The 15,405-nt window shown below is 64.2% G+C and carries 16 protein-coding genes and 1 rRNA gene; 8 read left to right on the top strand and 9 right to left on the bottom strand.

What is annotated here, in order from left to right; genetic code table 11:
• Positions 1-53 precede the first annotated feature (53 nt).
• The gene (locus tag Q0L48_RS15035) at positions 54-770 is read right to left on the bottom strand and encodes a general stress protein (RefSeq protein ID WP_296722297.1); all 717 of its coding nucleotides are present in this window, start codon (positions 768-770) and stop codon (positions 54-56) included.
• 377 nt (positions 771-1,147) lie between these two features.
• Here Q0L48_RS15035 and gntA point away from each other — a divergent pair, with 377 nt between their 5' ends.
• Together gntA and Q0L48_RS15025 are read left to right on the top strand one after the other, a co-directional pair.
• Positions 1,148-1,870 carry a guanitoxin biosynthesis heme-dependent pre-guanitoxin N-hydroxylase GntA gene (gntA, locus tag Q0L48_RS15030; protein WP_296722295.1) on the top strand — a complete coding sequence of 241 codons (723 nt, stop codon included), beginning with the start codon at positions 1,148-1,150 and terminating at the stop codon, positions 1,868-1,870.
• Positions 1,867-2,466 (top strand): urea carboxylase-associated family protein, encoded by a 600-nt coding sequence (locus tag Q0L48_RS15025; protein WP_296722293.1) that lies wholly within the window; start codon positions 1,867-1,869, stop codon positions 2,464-2,466. Before gntA ends, Q0L48_RS15025 begins: the two co-directional genes overlap by 4 nt.
• A gap of 39 nt (positions 2,467-2,505) precedes the next feature.
• Here Q0L48_RS15025 and Q0L48_RS15020 read toward each other — a convergent pair whose 3' ends face one another.
• From Q0L48_RS15020 to Q0L48_RS15010, 3 genes are read right to left on the bottom strand one after another with little or no spacing between them, the layout of a single operon-like run.
• Positions 2,506-3,384, bottom strand: a complete 879-nt coding sequence (locus Q0L48_RS15020) for a hypothetical protein (protein ID WP_296722291.1) — start codon at positions 3,382-3,384, stop codon at positions 2,506-2,508.
• On the bottom strand, positions 3,381-3,839 hold the full coding sequence (locus Q0L48_RS15015) for a phage holin family protein (protein ID WP_296722289.1): 459 nt from the start codon (positions 3,837-3,839) through the stop codon (positions 3,381-3,383). The genes Q0L48_RS15020 and Q0L48_RS15015 overlap by 4 nt, the downstream gene beginning before the upstream one ends.
• Positions 3,836-4,477, bottom strand: coding sequence for a hypothetical protein (locus Q0L48_RS15010; RefSeq protein WP_296722286.1), 642 nt, complete (start codon positions 4,475-4,477; stop codon positions 3,836-3,838). Before Q0L48_RS15010 ends, Q0L48_RS15015 begins: the two co-directional genes overlap by 4 nt.
• A 322-nt stretch (positions 4,478-4,799) precedes the next feature.
• Between Q0L48_RS15010 and Q0L48_RS15005 the strand changes: the two genes are divergently transcribed.
• The gene (locus Q0L48_RS15005; protein ID WP_296722285.1) at positions 4,800-5,180 is read left to right on the top strand and encodes an STAS/SEC14 domain-containing protein; all 381 of its coding nucleotides are present in this window, start codon (positions 4,800-4,802) and stop codon (positions 5,178-5,180) included.
• 20 nt (positions 5,181-5,200) lie between these two features.
• Here Q0L48_RS15005 and Q0L48_RS15000 read toward each other — a convergent pair whose 3' ends face one another.
• Together Q0L48_RS15000 and Q0L48_RS14995 are read right to left on the bottom strand one after the other, a co-directional pair.
• Entirely contained in the window at positions 5,201-5,743 is a 543-nt protein-coding gene (locus Q0L48_RS15000; RefSeq protein ID WP_367274047.1) for a DUF177 domain-containing protein, read from the bottom strand.
• Positions 5,740-6,267, bottom strand: a complete 528-nt coding sequence (locus Q0L48_RS14995) for a ubiquinol-cytochrome C chaperone family protein (protein WP_296722283.1) — start codon at positions 6,265-6,267, stop codon at positions 5,740-5,742. The genes Q0L48_RS15000 and Q0L48_RS14995 overlap by 4 nt, the downstream gene beginning before the upstream one ends.
• A 264-nt stretch (positions 6,268-6,531) precedes the next feature.
• Between Q0L48_RS14995 and Q0L48_RS14990 the strand changes: the two genes are divergently transcribed.
• The 4 genes from Q0L48_RS14990 to Q0L48_RS14975 all read left to right on the top strand — a co-directional run bounded on the left by Q0L48_RS14990 (position 6,532) and on the right by Q0L48_RS14975 (position 9,416).
• The gene (locus tag Q0L48_RS14990) at positions 6,532-7,023 is read left to right on the top strand and encodes an outer membrane protein assembly factor BamE (protein ID WP_296722281.1); all 492 of its coding nucleotides are present in this window, start codon (positions 6,532-6,534) and stop codon (positions 7,021-7,023) included.
• A 51-nt stretch (positions 7,024-7,074) separates the two neighbouring features.
• Entirely contained in the window at positions 7,075-7,632 is a 558-nt protein-coding gene (hslV, locus tag Q0L48_RS14985) for an ATP-dependent protease subunit HslV (RefSeq protein WP_296722279.1), read from the top strand.
• 108 nt (positions 7,633-7,740) lie between these two features.
• The gene (gene hslU / locus Q0L48_RS14980) at positions 7,741-9,042 is read left to right on the top strand and encodes an ATP-dependent protease ATPase subunit HslU (protein ID WP_296722277.1); all 1,302 of its coding nucleotides are present in this window, start codon (positions 7,741-7,743) and stop codon (positions 9,040-9,042) included.
• Positions 9,042-9,416, top strand: coding sequence for an ACT domain-containing protein (locus Q0L48_RS14975; protein WP_296722275.1), 375 nt, complete (start codon positions 9,042-9,044; stop codon positions 9,414-9,416). Before hslU ends, Q0L48_RS14975 begins: the two co-directional genes overlap by 1 nt.
• On the opposite strand, the gene Q0L48_RS14970 is transcribed toward Q0L48_RS14975, so the two are convergent.
• The 3 genes from Q0L48_RS14970 to Q0L48_RS14960 form a co-directional block, all read right to left on the bottom strand.
• Positions 9,417-11,387 (bottom strand): prolyl oligopeptidase family serine peptidase, encoded by a 1,971-nt coding sequence (locus Q0L48_RS14970; RefSeq protein WP_296722273.1) that lies wholly within the window; start codon positions 11,385-11,387, stop codon positions 9,417-9,419.
• A gap of 103 nt (positions 11,388-11,490) precedes the next feature.
• Positions 11,491-13,338, bottom strand: coding sequence for an ABC transporter ATP-binding protein/permease (locus Q0L48_RS14965; protein ID WP_296722272.1), 1,848 nt, complete (start codon positions 13,336-13,338; stop codon positions 11,491-11,493).
• 58 nt (positions 13,339-13,396) lie between these two features.
• On the bottom strand, positions 13,397-14,377 hold the full coding sequence (locus Q0L48_RS14960) for an aspartyl protease family protein (protein ID WP_296722270.1): 981 nt from the start codon (positions 14,375-14,377) through the stop codon (positions 13,397-13,399).
• Positions 14,378-15,108: 731 nt separating this feature from the next.
• Here Q0L48_RS14960 and Q0L48_RS14955 point away from each other — a divergent pair.
• Positions 15,109-15,405, top strand: a 16S ribosomal RNA gene (locus Q0L48_RS14955); the annotation flags it as partial.

The raw sequence follows: 15,405 nt of genomic DNA, 5'->3' as shown, positions 1-15,405 counted from the left end.
GCTTCAGCTGAAAGTGAAGAACGGGCGGCGCGATGGCCGCCCGTTTTTCGTTTCTATCGCAGGGTGGGATCGCGGGGAATCGTGCCGCGCTGACGGTCACGGCCCGGGCCATTGCCTGCAGTGCCCGCCGGAGCCGTCCCGCCGACATCGTGACGGTCGACGTGGTCCGATCTGGTCGAATGGGTACCGGCAGCCCCGGCTGGCATGGTCCGGTCATGCGTGTCGCGCGGGCGATTCGAGGTGTGCCCGCCGTGGCGGTAGAGGATGGTTTCCACCTCGCTCCCGTTTGCACGGCTATCGTCGAGATCGACCCCGACCCAATACCCGCCGCGCTGGAGGCGCTCGTCGAAATAGCGGGCGTCGTCCTCGGCGACCCCGTATTTCATCAACGCGCCGGTCAACCCGCCGATCGCGCCGCCGACAACCGCGCTGGTGGCGGCGGTGCTGCCGACGATGCCGAGCGCTTCGGCCACCGCGCCAGCGGCAAAGAACGGCGCCACGCCCGGGATCGCGAGTGCGGCCAGACCGGCCACGGCTCCCGTACCGGCCCCGATCGCCAATCCTTTGCCCGCGCCGCTCGCCTTGGTGTCGGCGTCGCGGTGGTGGTGATCGTCGCCATCATGGTGGTCGTGCGCCCGTTCGAACGCCTCGTCATGCTTGCTGATGACCGAGATCGCGTTTTCGCCGATTCCGGTTCTGCGCAGATCATCAATGGCGGCTTCGGCCTCTGCGCGGGTTTCGAATACGGCGGATGCCACATTCCTGCTCATGTTCGCTCTCCTTTTCTGGACAGGGCTATCGTGCCCCTGCCGAGTGAAAGGGGGGCGCAGAGGGGAATGTTTCGTCCGACCCGCCGGGCTGGTTCACTCGCGGGACGAGGCGTGGGATGGCTTCTCCACGTCCGGACCGGCGCGATTTTCGTGTCTGCACAGGGCGGCACAGTGCTGGTTCTCGTCGGCCTACGGCGCTTAACTTAGGCTAGAGAACCAAAGTGGAAATCGCGGTAAGATCCCGCAACAGGTCAATAAAAGTTAAGCAGGTTTCGTCAAATTGCATATGTAAATGGCAATCCGATGATACCCTGCTCTACAATATCACTAAAGGTTCCGGAAACTTGGCGAACTATTCTATAAAGAAGAGTGCGGCGATGGCGCTCGCCCCTCACGCGGGAAATCGCGACAGTGCTGACGATAAAGAACACGGGGAAGAGCCCGGGCAACTTCAGCGCAGCCTTGCCGCTCTGATCGAACGCCAGGAATTCCCCTGCGTCGGCGCGAAGTCGGCGCTGGCTCAGGGCACGCTGGAAATCGTGACCGCCCGCTCGATCACCAGCGCGTGCGATGATCAGCGTATTCATGACGCGCTGGTGCAGTGGAGCGCCGGTCATGAGCCTGACGAGAAGGTTTTCCGCAGTTTTGCAGTGGTGTTCGCAGGGCCGACAAGCCTGACCGAACGCGCGTTCGAGGAGGCGTTGTGGGCAAGGCTCGGTTCGTTGATCGTCAAGGACGGGCAGCGCGGGAACGACTATGATCCGGCCTACAGCGACGACCCCAACGATCCGCATTTCGCCCTGAGTTTCGGTGGGCGGGCCTTCTTTGCAGTCGGCCTTCATCCGCGCGCCGCGCGCCGGGCGCGCCGGGCGGCCTATCCCACAATCGTGCTCAACCCGCACGACCAGTTCGAACGCCTGCGCGCGCAGCAGCGTTACGAGCGGATGCGCGAAGTCATTCTGGCGCGAGACGAGGAATTCGACGGAGAGCCCAACCCGATGATCGCCCGCCATGGCGAGGTGAGCGAAGCCCGGCAGTATAGCGGGCGGCAGGTCGGGGAGGACTGGCAATGCCCGTTCTCGCCCAAGGATCTGTCATGATCCGGCGGATCGAACCCCGCACCGGGGTCGCCGTCACGCTGGCGAAGGGCGATCACCTGACGGTGATCGATCCGCTCGGCGGGCAGGTCAGCGACATGCTCGCGATTGCGGCGGATGAACCGGCGGAGGTGCTCTCCAACGGGCGGACCTTCGATTACGAGGAGAGCGTTCGTCTTACGACAGGCGCGCGGTTGTGGTCGAACCGTTCGCGCGTGATGCTGACGATCGTCGAGGACACTGCGCCGCATCACGATTTCCTGCTCACGCCGTGTTCGTTCGCCACCTTCGATCATTTCTATCCGGACAAGCCCCGCCATCGCGGCTGCTTCGGCAACCTGGCCGAGGCATTGGAGCCGTTCGGCGTCGAACCGGACACGATCCCGACCGCGTTCAACATTTTCATGAATGTTGCGGTCAGCCCCGAAGGCAAGATTGCGGTGCTGCCGCCGCAGACCGGGCCGGGCGACCACATCCGGTTCCGGGCCGAAATGGATCTTGTGATCGGGCTGACCGCGTGTTCGGCTTATGCGTCGAACGGGGGCAGCTTCAAGCCGATCGATTTCGCCGTGGAAACGAAAGCGGCGGCGCAGGCCTGATCGCCCGCGCCGCCGCGCCGTTCGCTTGACCGGTCGGGATCAAACCGGCTGCGAAGTTCCGGTCTGGCGATTGTGTTCGCCGCTTTCGGCCATTTTCCGGTCGGCCTTGTCGATCATCTCGTCCTTCTTGTGCCGGGCCTGCTCGCCGGTCTGCTTGGCCTTGGCCTGCGCAGTGTCGAGCGCCTGTTCGCCAAGCCCGCCGACATAGTTTTCTTCCGTGCGGGTTGCGGGGAGGGCGGAACCGGCAACCGCGCCGACAAAGGCCGCCGCAAGGCCGCTGATCAACGGGTTATCGTAATAGAAATCCTGCGCAGAACCTGCCGCCTGCTTGGCGCGATCTCGCGACTGGCGGCCCATGTCGTGGGCGCTTTCGCTCGCCCGGTGACGGCGCTCGCGCAGCTTGTCGGTCGCATCGTCCAGCCGCTTGCGGAACGAGCTTTCGTCCTCGTCGGGGCTCTGTTCGATCATGAAATAGCTCGCCCGCGAATGATCCCGGCGGCGGCGATAGGTCTGATCGTCCTCGTCCGGTCGCGGTTCGCAGCGCGCCATGTGCTCGACATAGGAACGGTGCTCGGAATGCCAGCCGTCGGAGTCAAATCCCTGATCATGCCCCGAATCGTGGCTGCCGAACCGGCCCAGCGAAGGCTTCATCGCCGAAGGCCGGGCATCGGCATCGCTGACGAGCCACAGCCCGCCCACCGCGATCATGCCCAGCGCCAGCGGGTTGCGCCGCGCGGCATCGATCAGATAGCGGGTGTCGACGCCGTTCTCGTCGGCCTTGTCGAGCAGCGAATTGAGCATGTTGCGCCCGGTCAATTCACCTTCGATCTGTTCGACCGTGCGGTGCATGTCCTTTTGGGTGGCGCGGATATCGCGTTCGATCTCTTCAGAGCTGCGATTGTCGGTCGTGGTGGTCATGTGGTCCTCCGGGTATTGTGCGTGTCGCCCGCGATTGCGGCGGGGGTATCGGTGATGGTGTCGATGGTGCGGTCGGGCTTGAGCGAGTCCTTATCGACCTTGCTCTTGCCGCTGGCGTAGAGAATCCCGGCGATCACCAGAGTGACCGAGCCGACGATGATGGTGCCGAGCGGAAGGTTTTCGAGCGCCGCGCCGACGAGGTAGGCAAACCCCATCAGCAGCACGCCAAGCCCGGCAACGCCGAACACCACGGCTCCGGCCAGAGATCCGACGGCGAGTTTGATCTCCTGCGTGGCTTCGCGGACTTCGGCCTGCATCAGGCTGACCTGTTCCTTGGCAAGGTGCGCACCCTGCTGCGTCAGGCGTCCCACCAGATCGACGACATTCTCGTCACTGCCGCCGGTGCCGGTGCTTCGCGGGGTCCCCGTTAGCGGATCGTTTCTGCGGTCTGTCATCGTGTCGTGCCTCCGATGCTGCCGCTGGTACCGGTGTAGCCTGTCGCGGTGCCGCCGGCCGTGCCGGCTCCGGCGCCAGCGCTGGTGCCGATGCTGGTGGACGTGCCAGCGCCGCTGATGGTGCCGGTGCCGGTTGACGTGCCGGTGCCGGTGCCGGTGCCAGTGCCAGTGCGGGAGGTCGAAGAGCGCCAGTCGTTGTGGTCACCCGTCCCATCATGCCGCTTCTTGTCGACGCCCGCGCGCAGCACGCGGGCTGCGGCGAAACCGGCGGCTGCGGAAGCGGCCAGAAATGCGCCGGGGCTCTGGCGTGCGAAATCGGTGACCTGCCGCCCGATATCGTCGATGCTGCGTCCCTCGATCTGGCTGGCCATGCCGTCGATCTTGCGGGCTGCCTGCTGGACCGCGGATGCCATCCAGTCGGGCGCGTCGCCGTCCTTCCGCAATTCCTCGGCGGCGGTGCGGAACGCCGAAGACGCCGATCCCATGGCGGATGCGGCCTCGCCCTTGCGGGTGTCGGCTTCCTGCCTCGCGCGGTCCTTGGCGGTATCCTTGAGGCGGTCTGCATCATGCCGCAATTCGTCGCGAACTTCGGAATGGTCCTGTGTGCCGGTGGAGCCGGTTCGGGAATCTATCGTCATGCTCAATCTCCTTGTTGTCTGGCAGGCAGACTATCGAAGCGCGGGCAGGACTGGGCGGGTTAAGCGTTCGAACGACAGGCACTTGCGCCGGATGACGAAGAAATAACCTGGATTAATAGCTGATATTTATGCGGAAACTTCGGCGCTGTTGGGCGACTACGGCGCATCGAGGCGTCACGGCCCGACCTTTTATTTGCGACACAATTCTGGGTTAGAGAAGATCGCCTCAGGCTTGCCAGTAGTCGCGCGATGTCGGCTTCGAACGTGGCCAGAACCGGGCCGATTCGCCGCCGCGCCCGAGCCGGAACACAGGAGCCCGCACATGAAATCGGAACTGCTGCATGCCGATGGCACAGCCTATATCGCGTTCGTGTTCGACCACCGGCTCGACCGCGCGCAGGTCGAGGAGATGGCGCGGGTGGTCGACAGCGCCATCGCGACGCATGATGATCTGCGGCTGCTGCTCGATCTGCGCAAGACCGAGGAATTCGCCCCCGGCGCTTTCCTTTCGCCGCAGGGCTTGCTGGCCAGCTTCAAATCGATTGTGCCGGTGCGCCGTTATGCAGTGGTCGGCGCGCCCCGGATCGCCGAGTTGGCGGTCGAGAATTTCGGCGCGATCCTGCCGCTGGAATCCCAAGCCTTCGCTGCCGAGGAGATCGAGCAGGCGAAAATCTGGATCACCCGTCCGCTGGATCAGCAATAACCGACCGGTAGCCCGTCCGATCAGTCTTTCTTGAGCGCGCTCAGCATTGCCGCCAGCGGGCCGTCCTGCTCGCCTTCAACGACAATGCCCGCCGCTTTGCGTGCCGCATCGGCGCCCGGCCCTTCGGCATAGGGGTCGATTGCAAGGCCGAGCGTCTGCGCCACCGCCTCGCCGAGGTCGAACATGTCGCCTGAAAATTCGATTTCGTCGCAGTCATCGGCTTCGAGTTCGATCTCGATTTCCTCGCCCTCTTCGCTCGCGGCGAGATTGCGCTGCTCGATAAAGCGCAGGTCGATCGGCTCGTCGATGCTGACCGGAAACTCCTCGCCGCTGACCGCGCAGGGCTGCATCACCTTGGCAGTCAGCCGCCCGGTGGCGCGAATCGCGTTGGGCTTCGGTTCGAGCGCGACTTCGGCCCGCAGCATGGTGATTTCCCGCAGCCCGAATCGAGCTGCAAGCGCGGCACGCTCGGCTACGCTGGGCTCGATCACCATCGGCTCGCCCGGCAGTGGGCGGGCCTTGACCATGCGGGTCAATTCGGACCGGGGTGCGGGCGCGTTCACCAGATCGCGCTCGCTTTGAGCATTTCCTCGTCGCTGAAGCGCGCAAGACGCTGCGACAATTTGAGCAGCCTTTCGGCAACCTTGGCGGCGCTGGCGGCTTCGTCGGCGCCTTCGGCAAAGGTCACGTTGCGCTGCACCGCGCCGGTCAGCTTGTCGAGGTCGCCCGCGTTCAGCGCCCCGCGATAGGCGCCCAGCCTGCCGCCGAGCACGCTCATCAGCTTGCCGATGCGCTTGCCCACCACCACGTCATTCACCCCGAATTCGCGCAATTGCCCGTCCATGTCCTCGACGAAAAGTTCGGCCAGAAGCGCACTTTCAGACCGCATTTCCGAAGCTTCGACCCGCACCATCACAGTGCTGAGCACCGCGGTGATCAGATCGAACCGGCCTGCAATCGTATCCGCCACGCCGCATTCGGCATAGTAATCCTGATCGCGCGCCAGTTCGATCACGCGGTGCCACAGCGGGCGCACGCTTTCGCGCGGATCGGGCGCGGTGCCGAGCAGACGGGAGAGGAACGACATTACTGTTTTCGCCTTTCGAATATGCCCGCGCGGCCCATAACCAGCCCGCGCTTGCCCCGTTTCGATCTACGCAATCGTCGCTGCGGCGGATGCGTTCAAGCGTGGTTCAAGCCTGCTCCAGCATGCCTGCGTCCGGGGTTGCCCGCAGATGGTGCGTTGCAAGCTTGTGCCTAGCCCCTTAAAGCGCAACACCCAAGGAATATGAGACCGCCGCAGATTGTCGGCAAGAGACGGGACGGACAGGTTTTGACGCGAATTGCCAGAATGAACCCCGAGGCAAGCGGCAAGCAGCGCGCGTTGCGGCGTGCCGTGCTGGTGCTGGGCGCGGTGGCACTGCTGCCGGCCTGCTCGGCGATCCGCGAATCGCGCGGCTATATCGTCGATCCGCTGCTGGCCGATCTGGTGCAGCCAGGCATCGATAATCAACGCTCGGTCGAAAGCACGCTCGGCCGCCCGACCTTTACCAGCCAGTTCGGCGAGCCGACCTGGTATTATGTGTCCAGCATCACCGGCCAACGCCCGTTCACCCGCCCGCGTATTCGGGAGCATACGGTGCTTGCCGTGCGGTTCGACGATGCGGGCAAGGTGGTGGAGGTCGATCGCAGCGGTATCGATCAGGTTGCCTATATCGATCCCGATGGCGGCAAGACCCCGACGCTGGGGCGTGAACGCAGCTTCCTTGAAGATCTGTTCGGCAATATCGGGCAGGTCGGCGGCGGCGGACTTCCGGGCGCGGGCGGCCCCGGCGGGCCATAGGTTCTTGCTTGCGCGCTTGATCCTGCAGGCAGGCGCTCCATATTCGTCCCCATGACAAGCGATTCTGCAAGCCACGGCCTGATCCAGTGGCACGGCACCACCATCATAGGCGTCAGGCGCGGCGACAAAACCGTGATCGCGGGCGATGGTCAGGTGTCGATGGGCAACACCGTGATGAAACCCAACGCCAAGAAGGTGCGGCGGATCGGCGATGGCAAGGTCATCGCCGGGTTCGCCGGAGCCACCGCCGACGCGTTCACCCTGTTCGAGCGGCTGGAAAAGAAGCTGGAGCAATATTCCGGCCAGCTGATGCGCGCCTGTGTCGAACTCGCCAAGGACTGGCGCACCGACAAATACCTGCGCAACCTGGAAGCCTTGATGATCGTCGCGGACAAGGACACGCTGCTGGTGCTGACCGGCAATGGCGACGTGCTGGAACCGATGGGCGAAATCGCCGCAATCGGATCGGGCGGCAATTTCGCGCTCGCCGCCGCGCGGGCGCTGACCGATTACGAAACCGACGCCGAGACCATCGCGCGCAAGGCAATGGCGGTCGCGGCGGAAATCTGCGTCTTCACCAATGGCAATCTGACGGTCGAAACCGTTTAACGCCCCTCCCGCTTGCGGGAGAGGCCGGGGGTGGGCATGTCTCCACTCCCGATTATTCCCACCCCCCGACCCCCTCCCGCAACAAGCGTGAGGGGGAGTGAGAACCAAATGATCGATAACCTCACCCCCAAAGCGATCGTCGCCGCTCTCGATGAACACATCATCGGCCAGAAGGATGCCAAGCGCGCGGTCGCGGTGGCGCTGCGCAACCGTTGGCGCCGCCAGCGGCTGGGCGCCGACCTGCGCGACGAGGTCACGCCCAAGAACATCCTGATGATCGGCCCGACCGGCTGCGGCAAGACCGAGATCAGCCGGCGGCTGGCGAAGCTGGCCGAAGCGCCGTTCGTGAAGGTCGAGGCGACCAAGTTCACCGAAGTCGGCTATGTCGGGCGCGATGTCGAACAGATCGCCCGCGACCTTGTCGAAGAAGCGATCCGGCTGGAAAAGGAACGCCGCCGCGACAAGGTGCGCGAGGCCGCGTCCGAAGCGGCTATGGACCGCCTGCTTAACGCGCTGGTGGGCGACAACGCCTCCGAGGCGACCCGCGCCAGTTTCCGCGAGCGCATCACCCAGAACGCGATGAACGATGTCGAAGTGGAGATCGAGGTCGCCGACAGCCCGAACATGCCGCTCGACATGGGCAACATGGGCGGATCGATGCAGATGATCGACCTCAGCGACATGATGGGCAAGGCGTTCGGCCGCAAGGCTACCCGCCGCCAGAAGCTGCGCGTGCCCGATGCGTGGGACCGGCTGGTGGACGAAGAGGCCGAAAAGCGGCTCGACCAGGACGATGTCGCCCGCGTCGCGCTCGCCAATGCGGAAACCAACGGGATCGTGTTCCTCGACGAGATCGACAAGATCGCGGTCAGTGACGTGCGCGGCGGCAGTGTCAGCCGCGAAGGCGTGCAGCGCGACCTGCTGCCGCTGATCGAAGGCACCACGGTCGCCACCAAATACGGGCCGATGAAGACCGACCACATATTGTTCATCGCATCAGGCGCGTTTCACGTGGCCAAACCTTCGGACATGCTGCCTGAATTGCAGGGCCGCCTGCCGATCCGGGTCGAACTGCGCGCGTTGACCGAGGAGGATTTCGTCCGCATCCTCTCCGAAACCCGCGCCAATCTGGTCGCGCAATACAAGGCGCTGCTGGGCACCGAAGACGTGACGCTCGAAATCACACCCGATGCCATTGCCGAAATCGCGCGGATCGCCGCGCAGGTGAATTCCGGGGTCGAGAATATCGGCGCGCGGCGGCTACAGACGGTGATGGAGCGGCTGCTGGAAGACATCAGCTTCGAAGCCGAGGATCGCACGGGCGAGACCGTGGTGATCGACGCGGCTTACGTGCGCGAGCGGTTGGCCGATCTTGCGGGCGATACCGACCTCAGCAAGTACATCCTGTAATGCCGCGCCAGCCTGTCAGCGAGCTTTCGGCGATGCTGGCGGGGATGGCCCCGGCGCTAAACCCCGATCCGTGGCGGTTCGTGCTGGTGGTTGGCGACGCGCCTGCTGATGCCTTCGCGCTGATCCGCGAGGACGAAGGCGTCACAGCGATTCTCGCCGGGCCGGGCGAGGGCGCGGCGTTCGCGCGCATCACCCTGATGGTGCATTCCGCGCTCGAAGCCGTGGGGCTGACCGCCGCGGTCTCCGGCGCGCTGGCCGAAGCCGGGATCGCCTGCAATATCGTGGCGGGCTATCACCACGATCACCTGTTCGTGCCATGGGATCGGCGTGACGAGGCGCTGGCAGGTCTCCAGCGCCTCGCGCAGGCGGACTGATCACTCGCCGAGCAGGTGTTCTTCCCAGAACATCAGCTGCGACAGGAAGGCGTAATCCGTATTGTCCTTCTTGCGGAAGCCGTGGCCTTCGTCGGCGGCCACAAGGTGCCATGCCTCGCCCCCGTTCGCACGGATCGCGGCGACCATCTGGTCGGCCTCGGACTTGGGCACGCGTGGATCATTGGCGCCGGTGATGACGAACATCGGCTTTGCGATTTCGTCAACGCGGGTCAGCGGGCTGATTTCGGTCAGCTTGGCGCGCTGCACGGGATCGCGCTCGTCGCCATATTCCACCCGCCGCAGGTCTTGCCGGTAGGGGTTGGTGTTTTCGAGGAAGCTGACGAAATTGCTGATCGCCACGGTGCACTGGGTTGCGGTGAGCTTGTCCTTCAACTGCACCGCTGCGGCGTAGCACATATACCCGCCGTATGATCCACCGGCGAGGCCCACCCGCGCCGCATCCACCGCCGGATCGGCGCGCACCGCGTCGATCAGCGCGTCCATGTCGCGCACCGAATCCTCGCGCTTGAACGGGCCGTTGTCGAGGCTGACGAAGGTTTTGCCATACCCGGTCGATCCGCGCACGTTGGGGTAGAAGATGCCGATGCCGAGTTCGTTGAGATAGTAGTTGGTGCTGCCCATGAAGCCTGCCGTGGATTGGCCCTCCGGGCCGCCGTGGACGCGCACGATCAGCGGGCGCGGCCCTGCGAACTTCGCGGGATCGGGCAGGTAGAGCAGGCCGGATACCTCCAGCCCGTCAAAGCTTTTGGTGGTCACGATCCGCGGTTCGACATTCACCGACGGATCGAGCCCGCCGGTTTCGCTCTGCGTCCAGCGGGTCAGCTGCATCGTCGCCGGGTCGAGCGACCACACGTCGGCCGCGCTTTTGGCGGAGCTGAACGAAAAGCCGATCTCGCCCCACGGCGCGAATTCCACGCCGCCGATCTGTCCGGCGGGCAGGGCATCGACCTTGGTCACCTTGCCGCTCGCCACGTCCATCAACCGCAGCCGGTCGGTCCCGGCCTCGTTCACGACATAGGCGATGGTTGTGCCATCAGCTGAAAGATCGAAGCCGTCGACGTCCCATGTTTCACGTGAAACAGCGGTGAACTCGCCCGAAGCAGGATCCAATCGCCCCAACTGCTGGAAGTCCGAGCCCAGATCGCTCGTGATCCAAAGCGTTCCGTCGGGTGCTACCGTCAGTCCTCCGAAGGCGGCTTCCGCCGCCGGATCGCCGATCGGGGCCATCGCGCCGGTCGCCAGATCGAGCGTGTAAAGGTCGACATCCTGCACCGAATTGTAGTCGGCGACATAGGCGGTGCGCTTGTCCGGCGCAAAGCCGGTCAGGAACCAGCCGCCGCCCGTGCTCTGGTGCACCATCCGGGCCGAGGCAGGGTCACGCGGGTTCATGACATAAAGATCGGAATCCACCCCGTTGCGCCGGGTCGAACTGTAGCCGAGCAGTTCGCCGTCATTGCTCCACGTGTTGAGCTGGTTACGGCTCTTGCCGTCGGTCAGCAGAGTCAGGCGCCCGTCCTTCAAGCTGTATATCTGGTAATATTCGTCCCCGCCGCGATCCTTGCCGACGATGATCACGTCGCCCTTGGTCGGGGCATAGGAGCCGCGCACCGGCTCTGCCTCGAAACTGATCTGGGTGCGCGCGCCCATCGGCGCTTCGACGCGGTGAAGCTGGCTGACATTGGCAAAGCGGGTGGAGATCATCACGGCGCGGTTGTTCGGATCCCATCCTGCAAAGCTGGCACCGCGCGATTCGAGATAGGGCCGCGCGCGCTCGGCAAGCGTCAGCGGGATCGGCGGCATCTCCTCGGCAGTCATCGCGGCGGGAAGCGGGACGGCGGGTGCTACGGCGGCAGCGGGCGCATCCTGCGCGGCCACGGGAATGGCAGCGGTGGCAAGCAGGGCGGCAATTAGGCGGGCGGGCAGACGGCTGGGCAGACGGGCAGGGCGCATCGGACGGGCTCTCTTTCTCTCTCGGTTCAACGCACACCGGATACGGGGCATCGAGAGGCAGGAGTAACCAGCCGCGCGGCCTGCGGCAATCCTCCGGCGCAGGCTACTCGGCTGCCTCGGCCGCAGCGTCGCTGTCTTCGTCGCTCCGCTCGCTCGCCTGGCGCGACCACATTTCGGCATACAGCCCGCCCTTGGCCAGCAATCCGGCATGGGTGCCGCTTTCGGCCAAGCGCCCATGGTCGAGCACAAGGATGTTGTCGGCGTCCGCGATGGTCGACAGGCGGTGGGCAATCGCGATGGTGGTGCGCCCCTTGGCGATGCGCTTCAAGGTCCCGAGGATTTCCTGCTCGGTGCGGGTGTCCAAGGCGCTGGTGGCTTCGTCCAGCAGCAGGATCGGCGGGTTCTTCACCAGCGTGCGGGCAATGGCGACGCGCTGCTTCTCGCCGCCCGACAGCTTCAGCCCGCGTTCGCCAACCATCGTGGCAAAGCCATCGGGCAGGCGCTCGATCAGCGGCATCAGCGCGGCATCGCGTGCAGCCTGCTCCACCATCGCCTCGTCGGCGTCTTCGGCCCCGTAGGCGATATTGTAGGCAAGGCTCTCGTTGAACAGCACGCTGTCCTGCGGGACGATCCCGATCGCGGCGCGCAGGCTGTATTGCTGGACGGTAGCGATATCCTCGCCCCCCACCAGCACCCGGCCTTCCTGCGGATCGTAGAACCGGAACAACAGCCGCCCGATCGTGCTTTTGCCTGCGCCCGAAGAACCGACGATCGCAGTGGTGGATCCGGAAGGCACCGTGAAGGAAAGGCCGCGCAGGATCGTGCGGCCCGGATCATAGCCGAAGGTGACATTGTCGAATACGACCGTGGGCGTGCGCACGATCAGCGCGGGCGCGCCGGGAGGGTCCTTCACTTCGATATCGGTATCGATCAGGCGGAACATCTCCGCCATGTCGACCAGACCCTGCCGGATCGTGCGATAGACCCACCCCAGCACGTCCAGCGGGCGGAACAGCTGCAGCAGGTAGGTATTGACCAGCACCAGATCGCCGACCGTCAATTCGCCCCGGCTCCAGCCCCACACGGTATAGGCCATCGCGCCCGCGACCAGCCCGTTGGTGATGAGCGATTGCGCCATGTTGAGCAGGCCGACCGAATTGTCGGATTTGATCGCCGCCTCGGCATAGGCGCGGGCGGCCTGTCCATACCGCCTCTCCTCGCGCGTTTCGGCGCCGAAATATTTGACGGTTTCGAAATTGAGCAGCGAATCCACCGCACGATGCAGCGCCTTGCCGTCGAGATCGTTCATCTCGCGCCGCAGCTTGGTGCGCCATTCGGTGATCGCGCGCGTCACCCATATATAGAGCACCACGGTGAGCGCGGTGCCCAGCACCAGCTCTATCCCGAAATTGATGTAGAAGATCACACCGACCGCGATCAGCTCGATGATGGTCGGCGCGATGTTGAACAGCAGGAAGTACAGCATCTGGTCGATGCTTTTGGTGCCGCGTTCGATGATCTTGGTGACCTCGCCCGTGCGCCGCGCGAGGTGGAAGCGCAGCGACAGGCGGTGGAGCCGGTGAAACACGTCCTCGGCCAAGGACAGCGAGGCATACTGGCCGACCTTCTCGAAAACGATGTTGCGAAGATTGTCGAATGCCAGGGCCGTGAACCGTCCCAAGGCATAGGCCGCGACCAGCGCCAGTGCGACCGTCAGCCCTTCATCGATCGGCCCCGCCATCGCATCGACCGCACCCTTATAGGCAAAGGGCAGGGCCAGCGTGATGCCCTTGGCGGCCAGCACCAGCACCATGGCCACGACGATGCGGATGCGAAGGTCGTTGTTATCGCGCGGCCAGAGATAAGGCAGGAAACGCCGCAGCGTTGCCCAGCTTTCGACATCGCGAGCGGATTTGTCGGGATCGGCGGGCTGCTGGCTGTCGGGTGGCATGGTCGCCCCCATGTGGGCGCAAGGGGGGGATGGCGCAAGGCGCTGGTATCATCAACCTTCAGAAGCGGAACGACTGTCCGCCCCGGCGCGCTGCCCGCATCGCCCGCGCCAGATCGCGCGGCAGGTCGAACATCACCCGGCGATTGGCAAAGTCGATCGCCACGCGGTCGAACAGCGCGAGATGCTGCATCCCCAGCGACAGGGTGGGGACATCGGTCAGTCCCAGCGCGTCGAAGGCAGGGGCCTCGGCAAAGGTCAGCGGGACATTGGTGAGCGACAGCCCCTCGATCGTGAGTTCGCGCATCAACGACATCTGCCCGACCAGATCGACGCCGTTGACATCGATGGTGGTGACATCGGCCGCGCGCTTGGTGCGGATCCGGTCGCGCAGGGCGTTGTTGGCGATACTGGCCTGCGCGCCGGTATCGATGATGACGGTGGCGCGCACGCCTTCGACGACGGCATCGGTGATCAGCAACTGGCCCAGCTGCTGCCGCGCGCGCACGACGATTTCGAACCCGCGACTGCTGGCGTTCTGTTCGCGCATATCTTCCACCGCGATGGTCTGCTCGCGGAAATCGAGCAGCACCCGGAAGTCCTGCAGCGAATCCAGCCCGACAATGCCATCTGCGCCCACATGCTCGCGTTCGAGCACCGGAGCCGACAGATCGGTGATGGTGTGACTACCGATGTCGAGCCGGGCGACTTCGACCAGATCGACCGCGCGGCGCGATGCCATGCCCACCAGCATCGCCGTGCCCGCCGGGCGCAGCTGCAGGCTGTCATTGATTTCGCGCGTGACGGCCGTCGCCTGACTGCCGGTGTCGATCATGAAGTCGAACGGCCCGATGCCGTCGATCCTTACAGGGATGGTGAGGCGGCGGTTGTCCTCTTCTTCCAGGGTGAGCACCTCGGCAGCCGGATCGACCAGCCCGGCGGTGACGGCAGAAGATTGCGTTTCGATCGGCGGCGGGGTGTCTGCCGCGGCAGGACAGGCAGCGAGCAGCGCGCTCAGCACCATGATGGATCGCACGACCATTTCATTCTCCCAAACGGCGCGGCGCTGATGGCCCGGTCCGTCGGGACGATACTACCACCTGCAAGGCGTCATCCCAACCGGGCAATCCGAATCACGAAAGCGGCGGCACGGAAAGGGGAGTGGGTGAATCGCCGGGTTCAACGCTGCTCCAACATAAATCACCACCATCAGCAGCGGACTGAACCCCGATTCCATGCCGATTCTGGGCCGGATTCGGCGATTCCGAGGGGTCAGGGGCGTTGTCCTACGGCTGGAGCCATGGCCGGGAGTAGGGAAAAAATGGCGGAATTCTGCGGTTCTTGCGCTGCCGTGAAATAAAATTGCAAAAACCCGTTGACCGAATCCCGAACCCCGCATAGATGGGCTCCACCGACGCGGCGCTGACGGCTTCCACCGCCACCGCAACGACCGGTCGCCAACATAAACGGATAGCCGGTCCCCCGGTGTAAATCGGGGAACCAAGCGCTGTCCGCTATTACTGTCTGGTGGCTCTTTGACATTGTTGGTTTTTGATGAAGGGACATGTGGGCGACGGCGCCCGGTCCGGGGACCTCAAGGCTCCGGTAACCGGTTAATTTAAGCCGATGCCACATCCGACACAGGCTCCACGCCTGTCCGGATGACAAGCATGTTCATTCGTATCCATTACGTTTGACAGCAGGTATTGGCTCCTTGCAGCTCATGCCAGACTGGAGGGTGGGGTTTTCCCCATACTAGTTTGGTGTGTGACACAACTTGAGAGTTTGATCCTGGCTCAGAACGAACGCTGGCGGCATGCCTAACACATGCAAGTCGAACGAGACCTTCGGGTCTAGTGGCGCACGGGTGCGTAACGCGTGGGAACCTGCCTTTAGGTTCGGAATAACTCAGAGAAATTTGAGCTAATACCGGATAATGTCTTCGGACCAAAGATTTATCGCCTTTAGATGGGCCCGCGTTGGATTAGCTAGTTGGTGGGGTAAAGGCCTACCAAGGCGACGATCCATAGCTGGTCTGAGAGGATGATCAGCCACACTGGGACTGAGACA

Source organism: Erythrobacter sp., assembly GCF_024305245.1.
Lineage (GTDB): Bacteria > Pseudomonadota > Alphaproteobacteria > Sphingomonadales > Sphingomonadaceae > Erythrobacter.
This window is presented reverse-complemented; position numbering and strand designations above follow the sequence as displayed.

Coding starts and splice junctions, on each gene's coding strand:
- Q0L48_RS14970 (WP_296722273.1), bottom strand. CDS start 11,387: ATGCGCCCTGCCCGTCTGCCCAGCCGTCTGCCCGCCCGCCTAATTGCC.
- Q0L48_RS15020 (WP_296722291.1), bottom strand. CDS start 3,384: ATGACCACCACGACCGACAATCGCAGCTCTGAAGAGATCGAACGCGAT.
- Q0L48_RS14995 (WP_296722283.1), bottom strand. CDS start 6,267: ATGTCGTTCCTCTCCCGTCTGCTCGGCACCGCGCCCGATCCGCGCGAA.
- Q0L48_RS15010 (WP_296722286.1), bottom strand. CDS start 4,477: ATGACGATAGATTCCCGAACCGGCTCCACCGGCACACAGGACCATTCC.
- hslV (WP_296722279.1), top strand. CDS start 7,075: ATGACAAGCGATTCTGCAAGCCACGGCCTGATCCAGTGGCACGGCACC.
- Q0L48_RS14960 (WP_296722270.1), bottom strand. CDS start 14,377: ATGGTCGTGCGATCCATCATGGTGCTGAGCGCGCTGCTCGCTGCCTGT.
- Q0L48_RS15005 (WP_296722285.1), top strand. CDS start 4,800: ATGAAATCGGAACTGCTGCATGCCGATGGCACAGCCTATATCGCGTTC.
- Q0L48_RS15015 (WP_296722289.1), bottom strand. CDS start 3,839: ATGACAGACCGCAGAAACGATCCGCTAACGGGGACCCCGCGAAGCACC.
- hslU (WP_296722277.1), top strand. CDS start 7,741: ATGATCGATAACCTCACCCCCAAAGCGATCGTCGCCGCTCTCGATGAA.
- Q0L48_RS15025 (WP_296722293.1), top strand. CDS start 1,867: ATGATCCGGCGGATCGAACCCCGCACCGGGGTCGCCGTCACGCTGGCG.
- Q0L48_RS14975 (WP_296722275.1), top strand. CDS start 9,042: ATGCCGCGCCAGCCTGTCAGCGAGCTTTCGGCGATGCTGGCGGGGATG.
- gntA (WP_296722295.1), top strand. CDS start 1,148: ATGGCGCTCGCCCCTCACGCGGGAAATCGCGACAGTGCTGACGATAAA.
- Q0L48_RS14965 (WP_296722272.1), bottom strand. CDS start 13,338: ATGCCACCCGACAGCCAGCAGCCCGCCGATCCCGACAAATCCGCTCGC.
- Q0L48_RS14990 (WP_296722281.1), top strand. CDS start 6,532: ATGAACCCCGAGGCAAGCGGCAAGCAGCGCGCGTTGCGGCGTGCCGTG.
- Q0L48_RS15035 (WP_296722297.1), bottom strand. CDS start 770: ATGAGCAGGAATGTGGCATCCGCCGTATTCGAAACCCGCGCAGAGGCC.